Annotated in this window: 22 protein-coding genes and 1 pseudogene; 10 read left to right on the top strand and 13 right to left on the bottom strand. The window is 59.0% G+C overall.

The genetic code is table 11. From position 1 onward, the window contains the following. Positions 1-79: 79 nt before the first annotated feature. Both ACWIKB_RS30025 and ACWIKB_RS30020 read right to left on the bottom strand, forming a co-directional pair. Positions 80-1228, bottom strand: coding sequence for a M50 family metallopeptidase (locus tag ACWIKB_RS30025; RefSeq protein WP_475271136.1), 1149 nt, complete (start codon positions 1226-1228; stop codon positions 80-82). Between the two features lie 273 nt (positions 1229-1501). Further along, complete coding sequence (locus ACWIKB_RS30020) at positions 1502-2191, bottom strand: hypothetical protein (RefSeq protein WP_475271135.1); 690 nt, start codon at positions 2189-2191, stop codon at positions 1502-1504. A 44-nt stretch (positions 2192-2235) separates the two neighbouring features. Here ACWIKB_RS30020 and ACWIKB_RS30015 point away from each other — a divergent pair, with 44 nt between their 5' ends. Both ACWIKB_RS30015 and ACWIKB_RS30010 read left to right on the top strand, forming a co-directional pair. Beyond that, complete coding sequence (locus tag ACWIKB_RS30015; RefSeq protein ID WP_475271173.1) at positions 2236-2436, top strand: hypothetical protein; 201 nt, start codon at positions 2236-2238, stop codon at positions 2434-2436. Continuing rightward, positions 2360-2608 (top strand): annotated as a pseudogene (locus ACWIKB_RS30010) (IS30 family transposase); the annotation flags it as partial. The gene ACWIKB_RS30015 and the pseudogene ACWIKB_RS30010, both read left to right, overlap by 77 nt. A gap of 144 nt (positions 2609-2752) precedes the next feature. Here the strand turns inward: ACWIKB_RS30010 and ACWIKB_RS30005 are convergent. Continuing rightward, positions 2753-3115: a winged helix-turn-helix transcriptional regulator gene (locus ACWIKB_RS30005; protein WP_475271134.1), complete on the bottom strand. Its 363-nt coding sequence runs from the start codon at positions 3113-3115 to the stop codon at positions 2753-2755. Positions 3116-3224: 109 nt separating this feature from the next. Here ACWIKB_RS30005 and ACWIKB_RS30000 point away from each other — a divergent pair, with 109 nt between their 5' ends. The 3 genes from ACWIKB_RS30000 to ACWIKB_RS29990 all read left to right on the top strand — a co-directional run bounded on the left by ACWIKB_RS30000 (position 3225) and on the right by ACWIKB_RS29990 (position 5122). Beyond that, the gene (locus ACWIKB_RS30000) at positions 3225-3959 is read left to right on the top strand and encodes an SDR family NAD(P)-dependent oxidoreductase (RefSeq protein ID WP_475271133.1); all 735 of its coding nucleotides are present in this window, start codon (positions 3225-3227) and stop codon (positions 3957-3959) included. Between the two features lie 70 nt (positions 3960-4029). Continuing rightward, positions 4030-4632 carry an NADPH-dependent F420 reductase gene (locus ACWIKB_RS29995; RefSeq protein ID WP_475271132.1) on the top strand — a complete coding sequence of 201 codons (603 nt, stop codon included), beginning with the start codon at positions 4030-4032 and terminating at the stop codon, positions 4630-4632. Positions 4633-4798: 166 nt separating this feature from the next. Beyond that, a complete protein-coding gene (locus tag ACWIKB_RS29990; protein ID WP_475271131.1) occupies positions 4799-5122 on the top strand; it encodes a hypothetical protein in 324 nt (107 codons plus the stop codon). A 166-nt stretch (positions 5123-5288) separates the two neighbouring features. On the opposite strand, the gene ACWIKB_RS29985 is transcribed toward ACWIKB_RS29990, so the two are convergent. The 3 genes from ACWIKB_RS29985 to ACWIKB_RS29975 all read right to left on the bottom strand — a co-directional run bounded on the left by ACWIKB_RS29985 (position 5289) and on the right by ACWIKB_RS29975 (position 8576). After that, positions 5289-6467, bottom strand: coding sequence for a cystathionine gamma-synthase (locus ACWIKB_RS29985; protein WP_475271130.1), 1179 nt, complete (start codon positions 6465-6467; stop codon positions 5289-5291). Beyond that, positions 6464-7840 (bottom strand): pyridoxal-phosphate dependent enzyme, encoded by a 1377-nt coding sequence (locus ACWIKB_RS29980; protein ID WP_475271129.1) that lies wholly within the window; start codon positions 7838-7840, stop codon positions 6464-6466. The genes ACWIKB_RS29985 and ACWIKB_RS29980 overlap by 4 nt, the downstream gene beginning before the upstream one ends. A 331-nt stretch (positions 7841-8171) precedes the next feature. Further along, positions 8172-8576 (bottom strand): RidA family protein, encoded by a 405-nt coding sequence (locus tag ACWIKB_RS29975; protein WP_475271128.1) that lies wholly within the window; start codon positions 8574-8576, stop codon positions 8172-8174. 132 nt (positions 8577-8708) lie between these two features. Between ACWIKB_RS29975 and ACWIKB_RS29970 the strand changes: the two genes are divergently transcribed. Then, positions 8709-9629: a LysR family transcriptional regulator gene (locus tag ACWIKB_RS29970; protein WP_475271127.1), complete on the top strand. Its 921-nt coding sequence runs from the start codon at positions 8709-8711 to the stop codon at positions 9627-9629. A 115-nt stretch (positions 9630-9744) separates the two neighbouring features. On the opposite strand, the gene ACWIKB_RS29965 is transcribed toward ACWIKB_RS29970, so the two are convergent. From ACWIKB_RS29965 to ACWIKB_RS29955, 3 genes are all read right to left on the bottom strand, one after another. After that, on the bottom strand, positions 9745-10338 hold the full coding sequence (locus tag ACWIKB_RS29965) for an LOG family protein (protein ID WP_475271126.1): 594 nt from the start codon (positions 10336-10338) through the stop codon (positions 9745-9747). 98 nt (positions 10339-10436) lie between these two features. Then, positions 10437-11846, bottom strand: a complete 1410-nt coding sequence (gene pdxR / locus ACWIKB_RS29960; RefSeq protein ID WP_475271125.1) for a MocR-like pyridoxine biosynthesis transcription factor PdxR — start codon at positions 11844-11846, stop codon at positions 10437-10439. Then, a complete protein-coding gene (locus ACWIKB_RS29955; protein WP_475271124.1) occupies positions 11843-12457 on the bottom strand; it encodes an FMN-dependent NADH-azoreductase in 615 nt (204 codons plus the stop codon). The genes pdxR and ACWIKB_RS29955 overlap by 4 nt, the downstream gene beginning before the upstream one ends. Positions 12458-12657: 200 nt before the next feature. Here ACWIKB_RS29955 and ACWIKB_RS29950 point away from each other — a divergent pair, with 200 nt between their 5' ends. Together ACWIKB_RS29950 and ACWIKB_RS29945 are read left to right on the top strand one after the other, a co-directional pair. After that, complete coding sequence (locus ACWIKB_RS29950) at positions 12658-13113, top strand: carboxymuconolactone decarboxylase family protein (protein ID WP_475271123.1); 456 nt, start codon at positions 12658-12660, stop codon at positions 13111-13113. A 56-nt stretch (positions 13114-13169) separates the two neighbouring features. After that, positions 13170-13490 (top strand): DMT family transporter, encoded by a 321-nt coding sequence (locus ACWIKB_RS29945; RefSeq protein WP_475271122.1) that lies wholly within the window; start codon positions 13170-13172, stop codon positions 13488-13490. A gap of 47 nt (positions 13491-13537) precedes the next feature. On the opposite strand, the gene ACWIKB_RS29940 is transcribed toward ACWIKB_RS29945, so the two are convergent. After that, a complete protein-coding gene (locus tag ACWIKB_RS29940) occupies positions 13538-14035 on the bottom strand; it encodes a MarR family winged helix-turn-helix transcriptional regulator (RefSeq protein WP_475271121.1) in 498 nt (165 codons plus the stop codon). Between the two features lie 50 nt (positions 14036-14085). Between ACWIKB_RS29940 and ACWIKB_RS29935 the strand changes: the two genes are divergently transcribed. After that, entirely contained in the window at positions 14086-15600 is a 1515-nt protein-coding gene (locus ACWIKB_RS29935; protein WP_475271120.1) for an FAD-dependent oxidoreductase, read from the top strand. A 21-nt stretch (positions 15601-15621) separates the two neighbouring features. Here the strand turns inward: ACWIKB_RS29935 and ACWIKB_RS29930 are convergent, their stop codons facing one another. From ACWIKB_RS29930 to punR, 3 genes are all read right to left on the bottom strand, one after another. After that, the gene (locus ACWIKB_RS29930; protein ID WP_290028944.1) at positions 15622-15828 is read right to left on the bottom strand and encodes a helix-turn-helix transcriptional regulator; all 207 of its coding nucleotides are present in this window, start codon (positions 15826-15828) and stop codon (positions 15622-15624) included. Then, positions 15825-16199 carry a hypothetical protein gene (locus tag ACWIKB_RS29925; RefSeq protein ID WP_475271119.1) on the bottom strand — a complete coding sequence of 125 codons (375 nt, stop codon included), beginning with the start codon at positions 16197-16199 and terminating at the stop codon, positions 15825-15827. Before ACWIKB_RS29925 ends, ACWIKB_RS29930 begins: the two co-directional genes overlap by 4 nt. 66 nt (positions 16200-16265) lie before the next feature. Beyond that, positions 16266-17186 (bottom strand): DNA-binding transcriptional activator PunR, encoded by a 921-nt coding sequence (punR, locus tag ACWIKB_RS29920; protein ID WP_475271118.1) that lies wholly within the window; start codon positions 17184-17186, stop codon positions 16266-16268. Positions 17187-17308: 122 nt separating this feature from the next. Here punR and punC point away from each other — a divergent pair, with 122 nt between their 5' ends. Next, the gene (gene punC / locus ACWIKB_RS29915; protein WP_475271117.1) at positions 17309-18508 is read left to right on the top strand and encodes a purine nucleoside transporter PunC; all 1200 of its coding nucleotides are present in this window, start codon (positions 17309-17311) and stop codon (positions 18506-18508) included. The last annotated feature ends 79 nt before the right edge of the window (positions 18509-18587 follow it).

Here is an 18587-nt window from a genome sequence, read left to right as displayed (position 1 = left end):
CACCACCAAGGTGGTTACGAATCTAGTGGCGATTCATCTTCCTAATTTTCCTTCTTTGCGAACCTATGGGGGTTCGTGGTTATAACTCGCACTCGGGTTCGAGATCCTTGCTTTGTGCCGCTGCTGGTAATGCCCGCAGGCTGTCCGCCAGAAGTGCCTCGCTGCGGCTTGTCGTAGGTACTGCGCTGTTGTTCGCAGCTGCTAGCGCCTGCTGCAAATAACGTTCACCCAGTTGCAGATCTCCCTGCAAAAACGCCCGCAGGGCCGCACAGCGTGGAGGCAGCCAAGGGCAAAACCAGTCAAGGTCGCTGTTCGTCCAGTCGTCCCACAGGTGCCCGGCGTCCTGTTCTAGATACGCGCGGACGAAAGCGAACTCAATGCGCAATAGAGTGATTAGTGTGCCCATACCCTTGAGTGACTGAGCATGCTCCTGCAGCACCGCCTCCAGATTCTGCTCCAGTTGCGTCGCCGCCTGGAAGTCGCCTTGGTTCAACAAGGCGCTAAGGCGGTAGCTGATGGCAATCAAGGGTTGAGGCATGGCTCCTTGGGACAGCTGTGCAATATCAGTATGCGGCAGTTGCTCGCAGGCTACTCCTGCCATTGACATTGCCAGCAAGCGCATCTGGGCCAATTCGGCACGTTGGTCGTCGCGGTGCAGCCACCAGGCGATAAAGAGTGCACCGTCGCTGGGCAGAATGCGGGAGGTTGGCATCAGATTGGCCAATGCCATGCTCAGGTTAAGCATGGCAAACGCTAGGAAGGATGCTGACATTAGCCCCTCGGTGAACCAGCCCAATCCCACTGAGGCCAGGCCCATGAGCAGGTTGGCCAAGGGCCCCATCAGCACAAACCATAGCATCTGCTGGCGCAGCGGAAGTTGAAGATTGGTCGCCACCATTACGTAACCGCCGAGTCGACGGCCCTTGAGCTGTGGCGACCAGCGAATCTGCCAATCCCGGCGTCGCACCTGAACCTCCACGGCTGCGACACGCATCGTCAACACCGGCATGCGATGCAATCTGGCGCCTAGGTAATGACCGCCTTCATGCACGACCAAGGCAATGACACCTAACCCCGACGCCAAGATCATCGACAAAAACGGTTGTAACTCGGAGCGCAGGTGTAACCCCAGAATCACCCCTGCGCCCATCCAGCCCGCCAAGCCCATGAGCACCTGCAAAAGGCGCATTAGGCTATTGAGGACGACCTGCGTCTTACTGATTTTCACTACAGCCTTCCTTGAGCTTGCAAGCGGCGCAATAACCCCGGATTTTCTAGGCGCTTGCGACAGTCAGTATTTGGCCAGTAGGCGTCCTAGGTCAATGTCCGCCGAACACTACCGTTTGCCAACTTCCGCTTTGGGTCGATAGCTGGCTGTCAGCTATGGGCCGCTATCGACCCAGAGTGTGTAAAAACGTCTGATCAACGGGGTCAGCCGGAACGCGTTGCGAATGTGCTCAAGCCTCTCCTCGACCCGCACGGCCAATTTTGGTCTGACGGGCTACCAAAGTCTCCACCATGGCTTGTTCTTGTCCGATTTCTCAACGGTTTCCTGCGCTTGCTGAACTGGCATGTCATGGAGCCGGAAATACCGATTTTGGGGCCTGATGGATGCTTCCCACGGGCACACGCCTATATATTCAGTCAATGCTTCGTAAGTCATTCGGCTGGTGAGGAAGTGCTCCATCACCGTCACTTCACGATCACCGAGGTAATAGATTTTTTGCCATTCTTCCTGCGGACAGTCGTCTTCATCAAGATAGAATTCAGCAGCCTCCCACTTGCGCTCGAATGCCTTTAGCGGGCCGAACTGTTGCAACGGCAAGGCGCTGGCTTGCAGCCGCGATCGAGTGAGTACACCGTCTTCGATGAACGCATAACCATAACAATCGCCAGAATCGTACTGACAAAAACAGATCATCAACTCAGGCGAATCAAGCGTCTCATACAGCCCGCGAACATCGTGTTGAGGATCTTCGAGCAGAGGCATGGTCAGCGAGTCGTTGCTTATTACCCAAATATCGCCATATTGCTGAACGAGCACATCATGATCATGACGGCAGTCAAAAGAACGATCCACGGGTTCCTGCAGCACCTCTACACGCTTGTCGAATAGGCGGGAAACAGCGTCTTCCGGGCTGAAGCCTTCCTTGTTCCTACGAAACGCGATTCCTGCAAGCGCAACGCCCATGTTGAGTTCCTTCTAAGCATTAGTTGAAAATAAATAGCCACGGATTGAACAACCTGATCCAGAGCACTATCGGCATGTTCGACCAGGGCTTGATGGTCAGGATCGTGAACGCGCTTCCCCAAACCCTTGCTATGATTTCTGAGGATTTCATCGCAGGGATCGCCCATGAAGCGCTTTACGGTGGCTACCGACATCAAGGTCTACTTCTGCGATCCTCATCGTCCTTGGCAACGGGGATCGAATGAGAACACCAACGGGTTGTTAAGGCAGTATTTCCCGAAAGGAACCGACCTTGCGGGTCACTCGCAAGCCACGCTAAATGAAGTCGCAAGGCAGCTAAATAGCCGCCCTCGGAAAACACTAGACTGCGAAACACCCGCTGAACGATTTAGCCAATCTGTTGCGTCGACCGGTTGAATCCACAGCCAAAAGCGGACCTTCGGCGATCGTCTAAAAACAAACATCGGTCAGAGCGACAAAACCGCACATCCTCACAGTCTGATCGGAAGACCTCCCACGAATGCGCAGGGTCGTGCGACTCAGCGGTTCTTCAGCATCCAGCTAGGCCAAAGCGTCGCGCTTGGCGAAGATGCTTGCCATTTCCGCCGCGTTTTCGGTTCCCCAGGTGCACAGTGGCATGATCGCTTCAGCCAGGCTGCGACCGAGCGGGGTCAGCGTGTAGTCCACGCGTGGCGGCACTTCCTTGTAGTCGGTCCGCGCCAGCACGCGATCGGCTTCCAGATCCTTCAATTGCTGGATCAGCACCTTGTCGCTGACGCCTGGGATCAATCGCTTGAGCTCGCCGTAGCGTTTCGGGCCGTCGCGCAGGAAAAACAAGACCAGCGGTTTCCACTTGCCCGAGATGATGCGCAGCGTGGCGTTGAGCCCGCAACCGGTGCCACAGATTTCAGAAGTCGTCGTCATTTTTGATACTTACCAAAAGGTGCATACTTGTCCTTAGGTTATCAGCGCTGCATCCTCGTCTCAAGCAAGCAATCCTGCTTGGGAACAACTCCAACGAAGGATGCACGACATGACCAGACTGAATGGAAAGACCGCCGTGATCACCGGCGGCGCTACCGGCATCGGCCTCGCCGCAGCAAAGCGCTTCATCGAGGAAGGCGCCTTCGTCTTCATCTTCGGCCGCCGCCAGGAAGCGCTCGACGCCGCTGTAGCCGACCTCGGGCCCAACGCCCGGGCAGTGAAGGGCTCGGTGTCCGATCTGGCCGACCTCGACCGACTCTACGCGGCGGTGAAGGCCGAGCGCGGAACCCTCGACATCGTCTTCGCCAATGCTGGGGCGGGTAGCCAGCTTGCGCTCGGCAAGATCACCGCCGAGCACATTGACGAAATCTTCGAGACCAACGTGAAGGGCTTGATCTTCACGGTCCAGAAGGCGCTGCCGCTAATGGGCCAGGGTGGTTCGATCATCCTCACCGGATCGAGCGCCGGCACTACGGGCGCCCCGGCATTCAGCGTCTACAGCGCAAGCAAGGCGGCGGTGCGCAACCTCGCGCGGACCTGGGCGGAGGACCTGAAGGGCACCGGCATCCGGGTAAACGTGCTGTCCCCCGGACCGACGGCGACCGAACTCGCGAAGGCAGCGCTAGGCGAGGAAGGCATGAAGGTTTTCGCTTCGATGAATCCACTCCAGCGCATGGCTGATCCAGCGGAAATCGGAGCAGCGGCCGCGTTTCTCGCGTCGCAGGACAGCAGCTTCATGACCGCCAGCGAGGTCGCCGTCGACGGCGGTCTGGCGCAAATCTGACTCGCTACGCCCGATCGGGCAATCCATGACATTTGGAGCCCGTTGGGCGTGCTAAACCTGAGGAAAATATATGAGTTACGCAATTATCGGCTTCGGCAAACTCGGCCAGGCGCTGGCCAAGGCATTTGCACGAAGCGGCATTGAAGTATCCGTTGCAACCACTCGCGACCCGCAAAGCTTTGCTTCCGCCGCGGCAGCGATCGGACCCGGGATCATCCCCAAAACACTGGCGGATGCCGTCAAGGCAGACATCGTCTTTTTGGCTGTCCGTTTCGAGTCGCGCCGGGATGTCGCGAAGGCACTGCCAACCTGGAAGGGCAAGATAATCATCGATGTGACCAATGCCTACGGCGTGCCTCCTGAGGAACTGGGCGGTCAGCCTTCTTCCAAAGTCATCGCGCAGGCATTCACGGGGGCGAGACTGGTTAAGGGCTTCAACCATTTGGTCGCTGGCGTCCTTGAACAGGATCCGGCCGTACAGGGTGGCAAGAGAGTCGTGTTCCTGGCGAGCGACGATGACGGGGCCGCAGCGGAGATTGCTACGCTTGCGGAAAATCTCGGTTTCTCGCCGATCAAACTTGGCGGGCTTTCGGAAGGTGGACTGCTTGTGCAGGCGCGCGGAAATAGCTGGGGTCAACTGATCTTTAAGGACTTGATCAAGTTGGGTGCGTAGCGAGTTTCTAGCAGTTTGGCGCTGACTAAAATAATGCGTAATAGAAGAGTTTGGCGGCATCATTAAACCTATCAATAGCAACCATTGATTCAATGAAGTTCTCTTATTACTACCGGGGCGTAAGATCGGCGCCATACCCACCCACTGCACCCCGGAGCACATCATCATGAAACGCCAAACCCTCCTCGGCATCGCTTTCTCGATCTTTGCACTGAATGCTTTTGCCGCGACTTCTGCTCAACCTGTGGTCGCCGAAGGCGGCTCGGATCATCTGATACAGAATCGTGTTGCTGAAGGTGGCGCTGATCGCCTTCTGGAGAAACGCGCTGTTGCGGATACCTCGGATCGTCTGTTCAGCGACGCCGTGGCCGCTACTGAAACTGACCCACTGTTCAGCGACGCCGTCGCCTCTGATGGTTCGGATCATCTGAAAGGCAACCAGGTGGCCGAAAGTGGTGCAGACCGTCTGCTCGAACGCCGTGCAGTCTGAATGCACGGTTTTACCGCAGCACTCGACAAAAAGCCCGGCTTCATCAGCCGGGCTTTTTTGCTAAACAGGGAGCCGATTTCTTTGCCTGAAGTATCGCACTGAAGAATGTCCGCAATTAGGCTGGCAGTAGCCAGTCAAAACTAACCGGCCACTCGCAACCCTTCACTCAAATCCGCGCCAGCGCCTGCGCCAGATCCGCCCGCAAATCCTCCACATCCTCAACCCCCACCGACAACCGCACCAAGCCATCGCCAATCCCCAACTGCGCCCGCGTTTCCGCCGGAATACTTGCATGGGTCATGATCGCCGGGTGCTCGATCAAACTTTCCACGCCACCCAAACTCTCGGCCAAGGCAAAGATTTTCACGCTCTCAAGGAAGAGTTTGGCGCCAGCCAGGTCAGTGTTCAGGTCAACGGAAATCATCCCGCCAAAACCGCGCATCTGCCGTTGTGCCAGTTCATGCTGCGGATGCGATGGCAAACCCGGATAGTAGACGCGCGACACTTGCGGCTGACGTTCCAGCCATTGCGCCAGTTCCAGGGCGTTGCTGCAGTGGCGTTCCATGCGCAGGGCCAGGGTTTTCACGCCACGCAGGGTGAGGAAGGCGTCGAATGGGCCGGAGATGGCGCCGACCGAGTTTTGCAGGAAGCCCAGGCGTTCGGCCAGTTCCGGGTTTTGCCCGACGATGGCGATGCCGCCGATGACGTCGGAGTGGCCGTTGAGGTATTTGGTGGTCGAGTGCACGACGATGTCGAAGCCCAGCTCCAGCGGCCGCTGGATCCAGGGGCTGGCGAAGGTGTTGTCGGCCACGCAGATGATGCCGCGGTCGCGGCACAGGCGGGCGATGGCGCTGAGGTCGGTGAGGCTCAGCAGCGGGTTGCTTGGGGTTTCGACCCAGACCATCCGCGTGTTGTCCTGCAACGACGCTTCGAAGGCCGAGAGGTCGGTCAGGTCGACGTAGCTGAAGCGATGCCCGGCGCTGCGTTGACGCACTTTGTCAAAGAGGCGGAAGGTGCCGCCGTACAGGTCGTTGCCGGAGACGATGTGCGAGCCTGCGTCGAGCAGCTCAAGCACGGTGGAGATCGCCGCCAGCCCGGAGGCGAAAGCGAAGGCTTGGGTGCCGCCCTCAAGGTCGGCGACGCAGCGCTCCAGGGCGAAACGCGTCGGGTTGTGCGAGCGCCCGTAGTCGAGGCCCTTGTGCACGCCGGGGCTCGATTGCAAGTAGGTGGAGTTGGCATAGATCGGCGGCATCAGCGCCCCGGTGGACGGGTCCGGCACCTGCCCGGCATGGATCACCCGAGTGGCGAAGGCGCGCGGTGCACCGGTTTCATCGTGCTGACTCATGTAAGGGATCTCCGTAAGTGATTGAGCAGGTCGACGCGGGTAATCAGGCCGTGGAAGCCTGAGGCGTCGGCGATAATCGCCACCAGCCCGCGGTCGAGTTCAGCTTGCAGTTCAGCCAGACTGGCGCCGGGCGACAGGGTTTGCACTTTGTCGGTCATTGCGCTGGCCACGGTCAAGCGAAAGTGCGAGGCATCTTCTTGCATGCCGAACAGAATATCCGACTCGTCGATCACCCCGACCAGTCGCTTTCCGTCCACCAGCACCGGCAGCTGCGACACATCTGCCAGGCGCATGCGCTGGAACGCGGTGAGCAGCGTGTCGTCCGGGCCGACGCTGATCACCCGGCCATCCTCGAAACGCCGGGAAATCAGGTCACGCAGATCGCCGTAGCGTTTGTACTGCAACAGGCCCTGGTCATTCATCCATTGGTCGTTGTAGACCTTCGACAGGTAGCGGGTGCCGGTGTCGCAGACGAACGTGACCACGCGTTTTGGCTCGGTTTGTTCGCGGCAGTAGCGCAGCGCCGCGGCCAGCAAAGTGCCGGTCGAAGAACCGCCGAGAATGCCCTCGGCACGCAGCAGTTGACGGGCATGATCGAAGCTTTCTTCATCGCCGATCGAGTAGGCGTGGCGCACGCTGGAGAGGTCGGTGATCGACGGAATGAAGTCTTCGCCGATGCCTTCCACCGCCCAGGAACCTGGCTTGCCGAGGGTGCCGCTGCGGCTGTATTCGGCCATCACCGAACCGACCGGATCGGCCAGGACCATTTCCAGATTTGGCTGCACGCGCTTGAAGAAACGGGTCAGTCCAGTCAGCGTGCCGGCCGAACCGACACCGACGACGATGGCATCCAGATCATGCTGGGTTTGCGCCCAGATCTCCGGCGCGGTGCTGCATTCGTGGGCCAGCGGGTTGGCCGGGTTGTTGAACTGGTCAGCGAAGAACGCGTCGGGAATTTCCTTGGCCAATCGCGCCGCCACGTCCTGGTAATACTCGGGATGACCCTTGCCGACATCGGAGCGGGTGATGTGCACCTCGGCGCCCATGGCCTTCAAGTGCAGGACCTTCTCGGTGGACATCTTGTCCGGCACCACCAGCACTACGCGATAGCCTTTTGCACGGCCGACCAGCGCCAGACCCAGACCGGTGTTACCGGCGGTGGCTTCGACGATGGTGCCACCGGGTTTAAGACGTCCGTCGCGCTCGGCGGCGTCGATCATCGCCAGGCCGATGCGGTCCTTGATCGAACCACCGGGGTTCTGCGATTCGAGCTTGAGAAACAGCGTGCACGGGCCGGTATCGAAGCGGCTGACGCGTACCAGCGGGGTATTGCCGATCAGTTCGAGAACGGCGGGGCGGGAATTGTTTGGCATGTCGTCACCTCCTGTGGGGGGTAGCGACTGGCGACGAATCATCGCCCGCCAGTCGCAGGCAAATCACGCTTGGACCATAGGCCGGGTTGGCCCCATCCGCAACCGGGTGTCGCCATTCGGTAACGGTGCGACGCTGTTCCCCTATAACGAAAAAAGCCGCTGGTCCTTTAACAGAGCAGCGGCTTCAGATTCACCAGTTTTAACCATGACGCATAACCCCCTGTGGGAGCGGGCTTGCTCGCGAAAGCGGTGTAACAGTCAGCCTCTAGGGTGAATGTTAAGCAGCCTTCGCGAGCAAGCCCGCACCCACAGGGGATCGGTGGTGGGCAGGTCAGTTTGTGGTGGCTTCCGGCAGTTTGGCGATGACTTTGATTTCGAACTGGAAACCATACAGCCACGTCACACCCACAGCGGTTACCGTCGGATGCGGCGCATTGCCCCAGAACTCCGGCACCACGCTCCAGATCTTTTCAAACCGTTCCTGCGGATCGACGATAAATACCGTCACATCAATCACGTCGTCAAACGTACAACCGGCCTCATGCAGGATCGCATTCAAGTTGGTGAACGCCAGCCGCACCTGGTCCTCAAGGTCCGGTTCCGGCGAGCCATCTTCAGTGCTGCCCACTTGCCCCGACACAAACAAAAAGCCATTGGACTTGATCGCTGGCGAATAGCGATTGCGTTCGTAAAGTGCCTGGCGTCCAGGCGGGAAAACCACATCACGCTGAGTCATAAAGTGCCTCCATCGGCAGGTCAACAGTGACCCGTCATTAACGATGAAGTGACTGTAGGGACTTGCACCTTCCTGATAAACGAGCAACCGTAGCTATCACTGTTTGTAAATCCCAAACAATCCGGGGCGAAAATGGACCGTTTTGATGCGATGCAGGCGTTTGCGCGAGTCGTGGAGGCGGGCAGTTTCACCAAGGCTGCCGAGACGTTGCACATGAGCAAGACCAGCGTGACGCAGCTGGTGCAGCAACTGGAGGCGCGGTTGCGGGTCAAGTTGCTGAATCGCACCACACGCAAGGTGAATGTCACCGCTGACGGCGCGGTGTTTTACGAGCGGGTGGTGCGGCTGCTGGCGGATCTGGACGATGCCGAGACGGGGTTGTCCGGCGCTTCGGTGCAGCCTCGCGGTCGCCTGCGGGTGGACGTGCCGAGTCCGTTGGCGAGCATGATTCTGGTGCCAGCGTTGCCGGAGTTTCATGCGCGCTATCCCGACATTCAGATCGACATGGGCGTCAGTGATCGGATGGTCGATATCATCGGGGAGAACGTCGATTGCGTGGTGCGCGGCGGTGAACTCACCGATCAGTCGCTGATGGCGCGACGGGTCGGCGACCTGCAGCTCGGGGTGTTTGCAGCACCGAGCTACCTGGCGCGTGTCGGCACGCCGTTACATCCTCGGGAGCTGGAAGAATCGGCGCATCGCATTGTCGGTTTCCTCTGGGCGCGCACCGGAAGGGCCTTGCCCTACGCCATGCAAAGTGACAGTGAGAGTCTGGAGATCAAGGGTCGCTACGTGCTGGCGGTCGACGATGGCAATGCCTACCTCGCGGCGGGCCTGGCTGGGCTCGGCGTGTTGTGGATGCCCGACTACATGTCCAAGACCCACGAAGCACGGGGCGATCTGGTGCGGCTGTTCGACGGCTGGCGGCTTGATCCGATGCCGATCTACGTCGCGTTTCCGCCCAACCGACATATCAGCCGCAAGCTGCGGGTGTTTATCGATTGGATTTGCGAACTGATGGCCGAGCATGCGCCGATGGGCACGCATCGCTGATTCCCCCCTGTAGGAGCGAGGCTTGCCCGCGAAGGCGGTGTGTCAGCCAACATTGATGTGTCGGACACGCCGTCTTCGCGGGCAAGCCTCGCTCCTACAGGGGTTTGTGGTGGTTTCAAGTCTGTGCGGGGGCGATCCATTTGTTGACGTTGGGCGCTTGCCACTGTTCCAGCGCATCGATCAGCGCCGCTGGCTCGGTGTCGAAGATCAGCATTTCACTGTGTTCGGTCTTCATGAAACCTTCCTTCACCGCGTGGTCGAGCAGGCTGCGCACCGGGTTGAAAAAGTCGCCGATGTTGAGGCAGGCGACGCCTTTGTGATGTTCGCCGAGTTGCGTCAATGTCGCGACTTCAAACAACTCTTCAAAGGTCCCCAAGCCACCCGGCAAGGCAATGAAGGCATCTGCCCATTCACTCATGCGCATCTTGCGGCTGCGCATATCCGGCGTGATTTCATGTCGGGTCAGTCCGCCATGCAGATGACCGAGGTCGTGCAGCAGGCGGGTGATGATGCCGACCACTTCACCGCCCTCGGCGAGCACGGCATCGGCGACGACGCCCATCAAACCCTTGTCGGTGCCGCCGTAGACCAGTCGCACGCCACGCTTGGCGATTTCCCGGCCCAAGGCGCGGGCGCCATCGGCATAGGCGGGGTTGAAGCCGTAATTGGACCCGGAGAAAACAGCAATGCTGCGAAGTGGGGAGGGCATCGATTATGTCCGCTTGAGGGCTGAGCGCCTCATCCTGCGGTGTGGTGGACTGATGCAAAAGCGCCAAGAACCGAGTGTTTGAGTAGGCCATGAAGGCGTTACAGCAACTCCAGAATACGTTTGCCGAGACGTTCGGCGGTGGCTTGGGAATCGATGTTGGCGAAGCCGAGCAACAGCGCCGAATCAGTCTGGCCATGAAAACTGAAATCGCTCAAGGCTTCGGCGTAGATCCCCGCATGTTGAAGGCGCTCGACCAGCGCGCGATCAGACTGTTGATCTGTCAGTCGCAGGATCAGGTGCATGCCACCGGGCTGCGCATCTATGCGAATGCGCTCGCCCAGGACTGCCTTGAGCCCCCGCGCGGTCGCCTCCCGACGTTCACCGTAGAGTTTGCGCATGCGCTGGATATGCCGGGCAAAATGCCCCTCGGTGAGAAACGTGGCGACGATCGCTTGGGTGAGTTCCGGGCAGCCGCCGAGGAACGTCTGGCCGATGTGCTCGAAGCGTTCGACCTGCGCTGGCGGCACCACCAGATACGAGAGACGAATCCCGGGAAACAGCACCTTGCTGAACGTGCCGGCATACAGCACCCGACCGTCGCGATCCAGACTCTTGAGCGCGGGCAGCGGGCGGCTGACGTAGCGGTATTCTCCGTCGTAGTCGTCCTCGACAATCCAGGCTTGCTCGCGGCTCGCCCATTCCAGCAATTCCAGCCGGCGCGGTAACGACAACGACACGCACAAAGGACTCTGATGAGCCGGCGTGACCACGGCCGCGCGCGCGTCCACCGTATTGTTCACGGCGTGTGTGACCTGCATGCCGTCCTGATCGACCGGGACCGGCACCGTTGCAATCTGCAGATGTGCAAGCAATTGGCGGGTCGGCAGGTAGCCCGGATCTTCAACCAGCACGCGGTCACCCGGTTTGAGCAATGCATGGGCGATCAGCGCCAGGGTGTTGCGGTAACCCGAAGTGATGAATACCTGGAAAGGCGAACAGGTAATGCCCCGAGCGACCTGCAGATAAGTGGCAATCGCGATGCGCAACGATTCCAGTCCATACACCGATGGGTTGGCCATGTCCGCGACCTGCGTGGCGCGAACGCAACGGGCGCCGATTTGCGCCCAGATTTTCCGGGGAAAAGCGTCCAGCGCCGGCAAGGCCATTTGAAACGGCAGGATCGGCGCCTTGTGCCGGATCGAGATATTTTCGATGCTCCGTTCGGTGGCAGAAGAGGGCGCCCGCACATTGATCCCCGGCGCCACCACCGTACCGGCCTGGCCGCGCGCCTGAATGTAGCCTTCGGCGGTCAGCAGGGAATACGCGGTATCGATGGTGCCTCGGGCCAGTCCGAGTTCCTTCGCCAATGCCCGGGCCGCCGGAATCCGCTCACCCGGCGTGAGCGCGCCATCGGAAATCGCGCTGCGGAACCGCCAGTAGATTTGCCGGTAGATCGGTTCTCTGGATGTTGGGTCCAGGGGTGAAAAAGGCTTGCCAGGATTTGTCATTGCGCCTCGAGATTCTGGAAATACGCCTGCAGCGCCTGATCTGTCGCGGCCCTGGCCTCAGCGACAGCGTCCGGGCCGAGGGCGGTGCCTTCCACAGTGAAGAAATTTAGATCATGCAGCCCGATCATGTTTAGCACGGCTTTGAGATACGGCGTCAGAAAGTCCGGCTGACGCGCACGCTCCCCGGAAAATCGCCCGCCTGAAGCAATGGCCACAAATACCGGACGATCGCGCAGCATCGGTGTTTTGCCTTGGGCGCCGACATTAAACGTCCGGCGCACCCGTGCGACATGATCGATCCACACCTTCAATGCCGAAGGCACGGTGAAGTTGTGCATCGGCGTACTGATGACCAACACGTCCGCGCTTTCCAGTTCGTTGATCAATGCTTCGGACTGGATAAAAGAGCCATCCCGCGCAATGTCTTCGAGCGACTGCTGGGAGATCGCGTAGTGCTCATCCACATGGGCGATTCCACCAGCGCCCACCACCCGGTTGATCAATTCGGCGCCTGGGTCGCGCTTCAATAAATGCCCGATCAAGGTTTGCGAAAGCCGATAGCTCTCGGACGCTTGCCCGCACGGGCTGCAACTGACATGCAGGATGTTCATGGTTTTTACCTTCCGGATGATCGACAGAGGCACCCATGCTACGAACCCCATGACCCAGGAAAAAGATCCATGAAGCGCCTTTTCGACTGGTCCATGAATGAAGAAGTATGGCCCATGACAATAGGCAGATCATGGACCTTCACCGCTAGTCCATGACGCACCACGATGGAGTCCTCAAAACAGCCAACAGAGGATTCATCATGACTAATCGCATCGACTACGCCAGCGCTTCACCCGACGGTTACAAGGCATTCGGCGGCGTGTACGTCACCTTGCAAAAGTCCGGTTTGCCCCACGAATTGATCGACCTTGTGTACCTGCGAGTCTCGCAAATCAACGGCTGCGCTTACTGCATCGACATGCACTCGCGGGACCTGATCAAACTTGGCGTCAGCGTGGAAAAACTGGTCCTGGTGCCGGTATGGCGCGACGCCGGTGCCGTGTTCAGCACCCGCGAACGCATCGCTCTCGCCTGGGCGGAAACCGTCACGAACGTGGCCGAAACCGGCGTGCCAGACGCGGACTATCAAGCCACCGCAGCCGAGTTCAACGAAAAGGAACTGGCCGACCTGACTTACGCCATTGGCTTGATGAACGCCTTCAACCGCTTCGGCGTGACGTTCCGCTCGATCCCTGCGGCTGCCAATAAAGCCTGAACCCTTTAGGCGAGCGCCGTGTAGGCGCTCGCTCATTTAACAAAAGGAACTCCACCATGGCATGGTTATTACTAGGTCTCGCCGGCATCCTCGAAATCGCCTTTGCGTTCGCGATGAAAGGCTCGGAAGGTTTCACCCGATTGACCCCTGGACTCATCGCCGCCGCTACCGGTGTGTCGAGCGTCTACATACTTTCACTGGCGCTTCGTTCGCTGCCAGTAGGCACGGCTTACGCAGTGTGGACCGGCATCGGCGCGGCGGGCACGGCGATTCTCGGGATGGCGATATTGGGAGATTCCACTACGCCGTTGCGGGTGCTGTGCATTGTGTTGATTTTGGGCGGCGTTATTGGGTTGAAGTTGGTGTCGGCGAATTGATCAAGTGACGTATTGGAAAACCCGAACTTCTTGGCCATGCACCGCTATCAGAGGGATTCCTTTGAAGCCTGTAGCGAATCATCTTTGATGTCGTCGGCAAATTTGCGCATGAGCCGTACCAAGTTGTCGAAATCCCCCTCATCCCAAGTGGCGAATATCGACTGTCCAATCCTTTCGCGTGCTTCATCGACACGGTCAGTCATCGCTTTGCCTTTCTCGGTGATAACCGACTCTCGAACTCGGCGGTCGACTGCGCTTCCCTGGCGGAAGATCAAGCCGAGGGTTTCCAGTTTCGCTACCTGGCGGCTGACAGTGGTGTAATCGCGCCCCACGCGGTCGGCTAATTCAACAACGCCAATCGGCCCCAGCCGCTCCACCAAAACCAGCAGCGGGAACAGTGCTCGGTCGAGAGATATTCCAGCCTCCCGGACCATCGCTTCGTCGCGCTGAGGGCGGTTCATCACCCCAACGATCTCCAACAGCGCCCCATGCAATTCTCGGAGTTGGTTATTTATATGTGTAGTTTGCACGTTTTCTGTTGACACTATTTTTTCTCCATCTGAATATGTGCATAGTGCACATATAGGGGGTTGAGATGAAAGAGCAATTCGCAGTGGATGTGTTGATTTGCGGCGCGGGTGCAGCCGGCCTCACCTTGGCGATTGATTTGGCGAGAAGGGGGATTTCCTTCCGGTTGGTCGAGAAAGCGGACCACCCGTTCCACGGTTCGCGCGGCAAAGGTATTCAGCCAAGAACTCAGGAAATATTCGAGGATCTCGGGATTCTCGACCGCATCGTTGCCGTTGGAGGAGTCTATCCGACTGAGCGCCTATATCGTGACGACGGCACTAGCAGCGATTCTGAAGTCATGGTGCTTAACGACCCGACGACGGCCGAGCCTTATCATTTACCGCTGATGGTGCCGCAATTTCTGACCGAAAGCGTGATGCGAGAGCGCCTGCTTGAGCTGGGGCATTGGCCGGAATTTGGTTGCGAGTTGGTGGGATTCGAGCAGGATCAGGGTGGCGTAACAGCGCATCTGGTCGGCAAGGCTGGTGAAGAAGCGCTTCGCGTGCGGTGGCTGGTTGGCGCCGACGGCGGCCGTAGCGATGTGCGCCATACGCTGAATGTCGGATTTCCAGGAAAAACCCTCGGTGTGCGTGCATTGGTGGCAGATGTTGTGCTGGCAGGGCTTTCGCGCGATTTCTGGCACCGCTTCGGCGCTGGCGACATGGGGCGGCAGATCGCGCTGTGCCCTCTGGCCGGAACCGAGTTGTTTCAGATCCAGGCCCCGATCCCGCTCGATGCGGACATGGATCTTTCAGCCGATGGGCTTACGGCGTTCATTGCTCAGCGTACCGGCCGCCACGATATTCATGTCCAATCCGTATCCTGGTCATCGGCCTATACGATGAATGCACGGCTGGCGGATCGATACCGAGTCGGCCAGGTTTTCCTCATAGGGGATGCCGCGCACATTCATCCACCGACGGGTGGCCAAGGTCTCAATACCAGCGTGCAGGACGCCTACAATTTGGGCTGGAAACTGGCCGCAGTCGCCAACGGCGCGCCTGACAAACTGCTCGACAGCTATGAAGAGGAGCGGCGCCCCGTTGCGGCGGCGGTGCTTGGGTTGTCGACAAAGCTTCTTGATGACTTGAAGCGCGGCGATATGCGTCGTGGCCGTGAGGTGCATCAACTCGACATTGGCTATCCCCAATCGACACTCGCCATGGAGCGACCCGAACGTGCTCGGCGTTTGTTCGCAGGCGACCGCGCACCGGATGCAGCGGTGCGTGGCGCCGCTGGCCAGGTGTTACGGCTATTCAACCTGTTTCAGGGCGCGCACTGGACATTACTGGGTTACGAAGTAGCGCGTGGGGCAGTGCAGCCTCGTCCCGGACTGCATATCCATACCTTCGGCCCACGCGGCGAGATACAGGATGATCAAGGGCACTTTTATCGCGCTTATGAACCCGCCATCGGCGATTGGGTATTGGTGCGTCCTGACGGCTACGTCGGTGCGATCGTTGCTACTGACGATTTAGTCGCCCTGGAAGGCTATCTCAAGCAGGTAGGGATCGGTGTCGCCAGCACCTGCGATGGCTGATGCGAATCCCACGTGAGCCTTTCACGACGGACCCGTAGAGCCATCATCAAAAATACTCTCGATCGGCAACTCAAACGCCCGGGCAATTTGAAACGCCAGCGGAAGGCTTGGGTCATAACGCCCATTTTCAATTGCGTTGATTGTTTGCCGCGAGACGTTCAACAGCGCGGCCAAATCAACTTGCGACCACTTGCGCTCGGCGCGCAATTCCTTGAGTTTATTTTTCATTGATAACGACGTCTGGCGACCTGAAGCCCAATGATCCACATCAAACCCATCACCGGCCATACAAAGGTCCAGTTGAGATGTGGAAACCCGACATTCTCCAGAAAGCCATAACTGAAGGTGAGCAGCGCGGACGCCGCAAAGGCAAAACCAAGCGCCTCAAACTGGATGCGCAAATGCATTTCATCCATCTGCCGAAGATTGCGCACGATGGCCCAGCACATCAACGCTGCCGGTAGCATTGGCATCAACGTTACGGTAACCCGAAAGGCCGTACTGGCGTTTTCCAGATGTTGTAGCAGCGTCAGCGAGCCGGCCAGCATGATCATGTAGAGGGTGAGTGAGGCGGCCATTTCGTAGTAGTAGCGTTTCATTGCATCGTCCTGATGTAAAAGGTGCTTTACATACTCGTCGAAGTTTTTTGCGATGTAAAGGGTGCTTTACGTCGAGGGTAGCTCGCCATTCAACCATTCCTGATTCATCGTCTCGACATCCCCCAGATAATCCAGCAACCAGGCCATCGCCGGCGAAAGCTTGTTTTGGTTCCACGCCACGCAGGACGGGCTGGCGGCGAAGGGCCGTTGCAGGTTCAGGGCCACCAGATCGCCTTGCTCAATGAACGGGATCATCAGGTGCGCCGGCCCCATGCCCACGCACAACCCTTCGCGCAAACAATCCAGGGCCGAGGCCCAGTTAGGCACCACCAGCCGCCGCTGGTTGTCCAGTGACCAGGTGTCGCGTTTGGGTAGATGGCGTGAGGTGTCGTTCATGCACAGCGCGGGGTAGGGGCGCAGTTGATCGTCGTCCAACGGCCCATCCATCGCTGCCAACGGATGCCCGGCGCTGGCCACGCACAACCAGTTCAACAGGCCCATGTCGCGAAAACTGTAGTGACTGGCCACCGGCACCGCACTGGTGGCGCCGATCACGATGTCGGTGCGCTCATCGGCGAGGGCGTCCCACACGCCGTTAAACACCTCGTAGCCGAGCAGCAACTCCACGTCGGGAAACTGTTTATAAAAATCCAGCACCAGTTGCCGGCAGCGTTCCTGTTTGACGATGGCGTCCACCGCCACTCTCAACTGACCGCTCCAGCCGTTGGCCACTTGCTGGCACAGGCGTCGGGTGTCGAGCATGCTTTTCATCACCCCACGGGCCTGCTCGATAAACAGCTTGCCGGCCGGCGTCAGCTCGACATCGCGATGCCGCCGCACAAACAACGGCACCGCCAGCCATTGCTCCAGTTGACGCACGGTGTAACTGACCGCCGACGGTACGCGGTGCAGCTCCTGCGCCGCCGCACTGAAGCTGCCATGCCGGGCCACGGCATCGACCACATCCAGGGAATATTCAGACCACATTCAAGTGCCTTCAAAAATATTGATAAGAACGTCCAATTATTATCGCTTCACACCAAATTCTCACCGCCCATAATGGCACGCTGCTAACAAATTATTTGATTGAAGATTCAGTTAGGGCGTTGATGAAAAACTCGTTTGGCTTCACCTGCTACTTGATTGGGCTGAGCGTGCTCGGCTACCTGGGCATGGACATGTATCTACCGGCGTTCGGCGTCATCGGCGGCGACCTGCACCTGACCGCCGGTGCGGTCGGGGCGAGCCTGAGCATCTTCCTCGCCGGTTTCGCCGTCGGGCAATTGTTGTGGGGCCCGTTGTCGGACCGCATCGGCCGTAAACCGGTGTTGTTGATGGGCCTGAGCCTTTTTGCCCTGGGCTGCCTCGGTATGTTCTGGGTCGAAACCGCCGTGCAACTGTGGGCACTGCGCTTTATCCAGGCCATCGGCGTGTGCTCGGCGGCGGTCAGCTGGCAAGCGTTGGTGATCGACCGCTACCCGGCACACCAGGCCAATCGCCTGTTCGCCGGCATCATTCCGCTGATGTCGCTGTCACCCGCACTCGCGCCACTGCTGGGCGCGATGTTGCTCAATCACTGGGGCTGGGAAGCAATTTTCGCCGTACTGCTCGGCATCAGCGTCGCACTGCTGGTGCCCACTGCGTTGCTCAAAGCCACACCGAAACGCCTGACAGCCAACGGTGAACGCTCCCACATCAGTTTCGGACAACTCCTCAAATCACCAGCCTTCAGCGGCAACGTCCTGATCTACGCTGCTTGCTCCGCTGCGTTCTTCGCCTGGCTCACCGCGTCACCTTTCATCCTCGGCGGCATGGGCTACAGCCCCAGCGACATCGGCCTGAGTTACGCACTGCCCACCCTCGGCTTCCTGATCGGCGGCTTCAGTTGCCGCAGTTTGCTGCAACGCATCAGCGGCCACCTCATGCTGCCGTGGCTGATCCTCGCGTATTGCCTCAGCATGATCGCGCTGTACCTGGTGGCAACGTTGACCACGCCGACCCTGACCACATTGCTGATCCCGTTTTGCCTGATGGGACTGGTCAACGGTGCCAGTTTCCCGATCATCATTACCAATGCGCTGATGCCATTCCCGGAAAACTCCGGCAAGGCTGCCGCGCTGCAAAACGCGTTACAACTGGGGGCGTGCTTTGGTGCCAGCTTGCTGGTGTCGACGTGGATAGATCAGCCGTTGCAGATTGCAGTGGTGGTGATGCTGGGGACGGTGCCGATGGCGGCGTTGGGGTATTGGCTGCAGGGGCGTGAGAGCGGCGCGGCTGAGCGGTTTGACCAGGTTGAAACAGATCGATAAGGACTGACGTGGCGTACACCCGTAGGGCCTGCTGAAGGCTGCGATCTTTTGCTCTTCAACGAACGCCTCGATACCACAT

The organism is Pseudomonas sp. 5Vm1k, from assembly GCF_056161485.1.
Note: the sequence above shows the minus strand (reverse complement) of the source record. Positions and strands in the feature narration are given on the sequence as shown.